The organism is Sphingomonas xinjiangensis, assembly GCF_014199255.1.
Lineage (GTDB): Bacteria > Pseudomonadota > Alphaproteobacteria > Sphingomonadales > Sphingomonadaceae > Sphingomonas > Sphingomonas xinjiangensis.
Genome location: NZ_JACIJF010000047.1, coordinates 1 through 6,240 on the forward strand (window position 1 = coordinate 1; position 6,240 = coordinate 6,240).

At 64.1% G+C, this 6,240-nt stretch carries 3 protein-coding genes; all 3 read right to left on the bottom strand.

Annotated elements, in window-relative coordinates; all coding sequences use genetic code 11:
* Positions 1-345: 345 nt before the first annotated feature.
* The 3 genes from FHT02_RS20985 to FHT02_RS20995 all read right to left on the bottom strand — a co-directional run bounded on the left by FHT02_RS20985 (position 346) and on the right by FHT02_RS20995 (position 5,619).
* On the bottom strand, positions 346-3,813 hold the full coding sequence (locus tag FHT02_RS20985; protein WP_184092152.1) for an ATP-binding protein: 3,468 nt from the start codon (positions 3,811-3,813) through the stop codon (positions 346-348).
* A complete protein-coding gene (locus FHT02_RS20990; RefSeq protein WP_184092154.1) occupies positions 3,813-5,066 on the bottom strand; it encodes a metallophosphoesterase family protein in 1,254 nt (417 codons plus the stop codon). The genes FHT02_RS20985 and FHT02_RS20990 overlap by 1 nt, the downstream gene beginning before the upstream one ends.
* Before the next feature lie 304 nt (positions 5,067-5,370).
* Positions 5,371-5,619 carry a hypothetical protein gene (locus FHT02_RS20995; RefSeq protein ID WP_184092156.1) on the bottom strand — a complete coding sequence of 83 codons (249 nt, stop codon included), beginning with the start codon at positions 5,617-5,619 and terminating at the stop codon, positions 5,371-5,373.
* Positions 5,620-6,240 lie beyond the last annotated feature (621 nt).

A 6,240-nucleotide genomic window follows, 5' to 3' on the forward strand; every position in this document is an offset into this window, starting at 1 on the left:
CAATGAGTATCGACCTAGTGGCACTCCGCCAGGCGGCAAGTAGATGTGCGGCGGCCAAGTAGCGGCTGTCGGGAAGAAGCGGCAGCTCCGCGCCAGTAGCTGCCATTGCAGGGTACTTCAGCTCTTCCCGATACCTGCCGTCCGTTCACCTGCGCTGCTGAACTGGATGACCCATAAACGGCAGCCCGGATTGTCGTTCTGGATCCCTGACCTCCGTCATTTGTGCAGATCGAACGCTGGAACTCGTGCATCCAAGGCTAAGTGCTCGTAACAGGCAACAAGCGAAAGGTTGCCAGGCCGCATCGGCTTTGGCGCTGCCGATCCTCCGACTGTTTTCTAAAGGCGCTATGCAGCGATTGCGCCGACCGGTGCGATCGTGTGAAGGCTGAAGCCTTCAGACCCCACAGCTTTACGCGCGAGGTCGATGAGATGCTCGTGATGGCTGAATACGATCACCTGGCTATGTGCAGCTGCTGCGCCTAGCACCCGCAGGAGCGCTGCCGCCCGACCATCGTCGGCGGTGATCAGTAGATCGTCGCAGACAATCGGCAACGCCCCCGCTCCGGCTCGTCCTTCGATCGAGCCCAGCCGAAGGGCGAGGTATAGCTGGTCGCGCGTTCCCTCGCTGAGCGCCTCGACACCGACCTCACCTCCGTCCGAGCGCTGCGCGAGGATGATCGGACGGTCGTTATCGCCATAACCGACGGTAAGGCCGGTAAAAGCACCGCCCGTCACATCAGCGAACAGCACGCCTGCCCGCGCGATCAGAGGTGCCTGATTTGTCGTGCGATGCCGGTCGAGCATCCAGCGAAGCAGTGCGGCCGCGCTCGCCGCCTGAATGTGCTCCTCCGCTGATTGTGCCAGTGCCGCAGTCGTTTCGACCGCCGTCTGCTGTGCGTCGGCCGCGGCACTCTCGCTCGCCGCACGACTGGCTATCTCGTCCGCGGCGTTTAGCGTCCGACCGACGATTTCCCGCTCGGCGGCCACTTCGCGGCGTCGATCGTCGATCCGAGCCCGCGCGCTGGAGGCGTCCTCAACAGACAAACCGGCGATTTCGTTGGCGAGTTTATCAAGTCCGGCGCCATTGTCGGTGCCAGCTAGCTCGTCGAGCGCTTCGCGTTCCGCCCCCCTAAGGAGGTCTCGCCGCTCCACGCTGGCAATGATCCGATCCAGTTCCGCTTCGTTCGTCGCACCAGCGGCCTGTATCAATGCATTGGTCGCAACGGCAGTGCCGTCGAGGCGACGCCGCGCTTGGTCGAACTCGCTGGTGATGCGCGCGCGATCATCCTCCAGGCTCGCCAGCGTATCACGCGCACGAATCGCTGCGCGCAACGAAGCCGAAAGCTTGCGCACATGTTCAACCGCGTCGGCTGAGGCTGTAAGCTGCAGCGCTCGCAGCACGGATCCCAGCTCGTTGTTGAACGCCGCTCGGTCCCGCTCGATGCCTTCGATCTGTCGTGCGATCGTTTCGCGTGCCCCGGTCTCCTCGCCGACATGGGAGATAGCTTCGAGAGCGTCGGCGAGCACGGTCTCGCAGGCATTGGCAGGAAGCGCCGCCTCGCTCGCCAGTCCTGCTCGTTCTTGATCAAGCGCGACACGTGCGCGCGCAAGGTCGGCAATCTCTACCGCGAGATCATCTGATGCCCCGTCGATTGCGGCCAGGTCAGCCAGCAGCCGGTCGCGATTGCCTGCGGCGGTCGTCAGGGCAGCGGCGTGACCCCTAGCCAGCGACACCAAGTTCGCGTCGTCGGCTGCCGCGACTGGCCCCTCCGCAGCCGACAGGGCAGTTGCGATCGCGACTCGCGCTTCTCCAAACCGGGTCATCAGTGCGCTGCGAGCCAGTTCCGCGAGCTCGGCGTCGCGATCAGCTTCCAGCGCTGCCGACCGCTTCGCGAGCCAGGCGGACAGGTCCGCAGGTGCGATGGCGCGCTCAAATCCGAGTGCCTGCAACCGTTCGGCCCAGCCTTGTTCGACCAACTCCAATGCCGCTTGGTAACGCTTCTCTCTCTGGTGCGCCGCGCCGATCAACGCGTTCGCTTCGTCGAGGGCGACAGTCGTGAGGACATATTCGGCAACGCGAGCTGCTTCAGCATCGCGCCGGTCGGCCACTTGATCGGCCTCTTTGATTGAGTGGCCAAGCGCGTCGCCGATCCGATCGTCTTCTCCGATGTGCGGCACCGCCAGCCGCTCGCGAACACGGCTGACGAGAGCGTCGCGTTGCTGCCGTGCGGCTGCGATCACGTCGGGTGTGGGAAGCGACCCGCCTGCGATTAGGCCCTTCAGCCTCGCCTCCGCCCGAATGGCGCTTAGCTCGGCAGTCTCCCCCTCCTTGCGCGCACTAGCTGCGTCATTCCTGGCGGATTCGATAGTACTCCGGACCGCAGTTGCTTCCGCCTCGGTCGGTAGGCCAAGCGTGCGCAGACTGTCGGTCAACCCCTGCCAAGGGGCAAGATCAGACATGCGTTCCGCCGCAAGCGTCCGCTTGCGCTCGGCCTCCATACTAGCTTCTGCCAGACGGGTCTCCGCATCGGCTGGCAAGAGCTGGAGCGCCTCAACGAGGTGGGCTGGGTCTATTGCCTCGCCGACTGCCGCGAGGTCATGCTCAACCGCAGCGCGGTGGCGGGCGAGTTTGACCCGCTCTTTCTCAACTGCGCTCTCGCTTGTCTTCAACTCCCGAACGCCATCGAGATGCAAAGCCGCACGCTTGCGCCACCCGGCTGAGGGGATGGGCTGTCCCGATGCGATTTGCGCTTCCGCAAGAGCGGCGGCCAGCTTTGCGTCGATGCGGTCCAGCTCGGCTCGACGCCGGTCCAGGTCACCCGCAGCCTTGGCAATAACCGGCCGCTGTTCCTCCAGCGCCTCGATCCGGTCCTGTTCGGACAAAATGATGCCGGGCCGCTCGATGCCGGCAATCGCTTCTTCGACGCGCGCGAGTTCCCCCTTCGCCTGGGCCAGAAGTTCGGTGGCGGTGACACGATCGGCGCGGATGGTCGCCAGTTGTCTAGCCGCATTTTGCGGCAGGGTAGGCAGCTCCTCAAGCCCGGCCAGTTCGGCGCGTGCGGCGTTCAGACGTGCGAAGGGCGCCCGCGCCCTCTCCACCCGATCTAGGCGTGCCTGCTCACGGTCGAGCGCCTCGGCTTCGTCGATCAACGCCGTGCGGCGTGCCTCGGCGTCTGCGCGACGTAGTCGGGCCTGGGTCCAGTCGGCATCGCTGATCGAAGTCTGTCGCACCTGCGCCAGCGCCTCGGAACGTTCCCGCATCAAGCGGTTCACCGGCGGGTTCTGCCCACCCGGTTTGAACAACGCTGAGGCCGCTTCCGTCAGTCGAGCGAGCTCACTGCCAATATGCGATACGCCCGTTCCCGCCTCGAGCGTAATCCGGGCAGCATCGTCCCGACCGCCGATGATGCTCGCGCCGCCCTCGCGCAGCTTGGTGTGGTCCAGGCCGAACATGCGCTCGAACCCGGCACGATCGATGCCGCCAAGCAGCGGCGCCAGCGGGTCGGTCTTGAACGGCGTGCCGTCCGCGGTGAGCAAGGTGTCACGATTGCCTTTGCGTCGGATTATGTCGAACAGCTCACCGTCGTGTTCGATCAAAGCGCGCAGACGAAGCTGGCCATACTCGTAGCGCCAATTCTGCCGGCTCTGCGGAGGGATGCCGAACAGGAAGTCGCCGATCGCTTGCAGCGCGGTCGATTTCCCCGCCTCGTTCGGGCCGACGACGAGGTGCAGATCCGGGCCGCCGCTGCCGAAGTCGAATATACGGTCCGCAAAGCCTCCGTAGCGAACGAGTTCCAGCCGGCGGAACCGCATCAGTGCGCGCCTTCGCCAAGTCGAGCTGCGACGAGTGCCTTGGCAGCGCGGACCAGTGCTGCACCATCCCGACCCCGCGCAGACGCGAGCAGCGGTGCCGTGTCGGGATCGCCAACATCCGCCGGCAGCTTTGCCGTCAGCGGGGCGATGGCGTTCTCGACCGCACGGAGGCAATCCGGGTCCTCGAGCGCCTGGCTCAGCATCTCCAGCAACTCGGGCGGCAGACCGGTAGGCAGCGCTGCGTCGTTGGCGATGATCTTCACGCGCTCGATCCAAAGCGCGTCGGAGACACCGGCGGCATGGCCGCGGACCTCTGCCTCGAACCAGGCGGGATCGGCGCGCAGACGCTGCGCAAGCGGACCATCAACTTTGATCGAAACCCGCGCGGCTAGTGGGCGACCGTCCGCACCCAGAACAGTTGGACGCAGCTGCGCCTGAATCGCGGCGAGCGCTTCCATTGGGTCTGCCGCGCCGATCGCGTCGACCCGGGCATGTGCCCAGCGAACCTCGTCAGTCGCGCGGTGCTCGACATGCACAATGGTGCCTTCCTCAACACGGACGACCACAGCGCCTTTGGCGCCGGTCTCCCGGATGTGACGCCCTTGCGTATTGCCGGCGAAGACGACGTGGGGATGATCTGCCCGGACCGCGTGATCGTGGACGTGGCCGAGCGCCCAGTAGTCGTGCCCGGCGGCTTGTAGCTCGCCCAGGCTGCATGGTGCGTAGTTCGCATGCCCCTGGTGGCCGTCGAGCGCGGTATGGAGCAGGGCGACGTTGAGCATGCCAGGCGCTGGGGGGCAGTAGGTGGATGCGATGTTCTCGGTGGTTGCCGCTTCCTTGTAGCTGCGGCCATGAACGACGACGCCTAGGTCATCGAATTGCACGCTCTCGCACTTTGCGCTCTTGAGCTTGTAGACGCCTTCCGGAGCGGTCAGGTGACGAGTGACCCGGCTCTCGGCGTCGTGATTACCGAATGCGATAACCGAACGGATGCCCGCCCTGGTCAGGCGCGCCAGTTGGGCGATAGCGAACTGGCCGGTCGACTGATCCTTCCAAGCTCCGTCATACAGGTCGCCAGCGATCACGACGAACGCGGCACCTTCTTCGATCGCGAGATCCACAACGTTCGAAAACGCCTTGCGGGTTGCACCGCGCACAAGCCGCGAGAACTGCTCATCGCTTCTCGATAAGCCGTGCAACGGACTGTCGAGGTGTATGTCCGCTGCGTGAACGAAGGTAAGGTTTCCGGCCATACATCAGGGTCTATCACCTCGCGCTGTGGAGAGGAACGCTCGAGGGACGACCGGAGATCATGGCCGCACTTCCCGCTTCCCAGAAGCTACTACTATTCATTGTGGCCTGACACGGCCGCTAAGCGCCAATTTGTCGCCTTCAAGGCAGCAAGAGAGCCTCCAGATACCCGCCCTTCGTTCAGCTGACGCCCGAGGCTTACCGCGTGGCGGCAAAAGGCCGCTCGGTCGGTCTTTGGTCCGATCTGGCACAAGCACCAACTGCCAAAGAAAGCTCCCCGTGTCACGGAGCCGACGCAAGTCTGCCTCAACGTGCGAAGTGACTGGAGGTGAGGTAGGCTTGGGAACAGGATCGGGCATCGAAATCATCAATGCACAGCTTCGCCGGTCCGCTGTTCGTCAGGGCATGACCGTCGAGCATGAAGCGAGTGAGTTGATCGGAGAAGGCACGCTCAGGAAGATGGTCAGGGCCGCGGTTACAGATCCTGACGATGAACTTTGGCGCTACTCGATCATCGCCGGTGGACGTGTCTATCTTGGTGAAGAGATCAGGCAAATAGACTGTGCGGGCGGACAGGATTAGTCTCGCGAGCTTCTGGCGAGGGCCCGAGCGGCATCCCTAGCTTCTAATTCGCTACCATAAACCACCGGCATCCAGCGTCCGTCATCCTTGCACTGGAGGCTCCAACAGTTGGAAAATTCGCGCTCTGGGCGCCTCGTAGGAACCCATTGGCGTTTTCCCGGCATATCTCCCCCTCTAATCGGGGCCGGTCCACGGCGGTAGGGTCTTCAAGGGAGCTAGTTGTGCCATTTGGAGCCACCGTCAGCCCGTGAGACAGGTGCACGCGGCAGCTGGGCGCCAGCAGCTGCCTTTCTGAGCCCCTCCCCTCTTCCTCAAAAGCTGCCGTAGGTCGTCTAATCGCGTCGGTTGCAAGGGGCATCTGAGATACGTTGCCGGGAGCATGGTCGTCTTCGCGGTCAGCATGTGCCGCCGCATAATGGGGCTTCGCGGGCAGCTCTTCCAATGTTCATAACGCACTCCGAGGGCGCGGAGCCAAGGGGCGCAACCAACGGCGCGGAACGAGCCAGCCTACGTCCCGGCAGGACGTCTCGTGCGCCTTGCGACGCGGACGAGCTGGGTAGATTAGGCGATAGCTTGTGCTTTTCTGAACGGCTC

Coding starts and splice junctions, on each gene's coding strand:
- FHT02_RS20985 (WP_184092152.1), bottom strand. CDS start 3,813: ATGCGGTTCCGCCGGCTGGAACTCGTTCGCTACGGAGGCTTTGCGGAC.
- FHT02_RS20990 (WP_184092154.1), bottom strand. CDS start 5,066: ATGGCCGGAAACCTTACCTTCGTTCACGCAGCGGACATACACCTCGAC.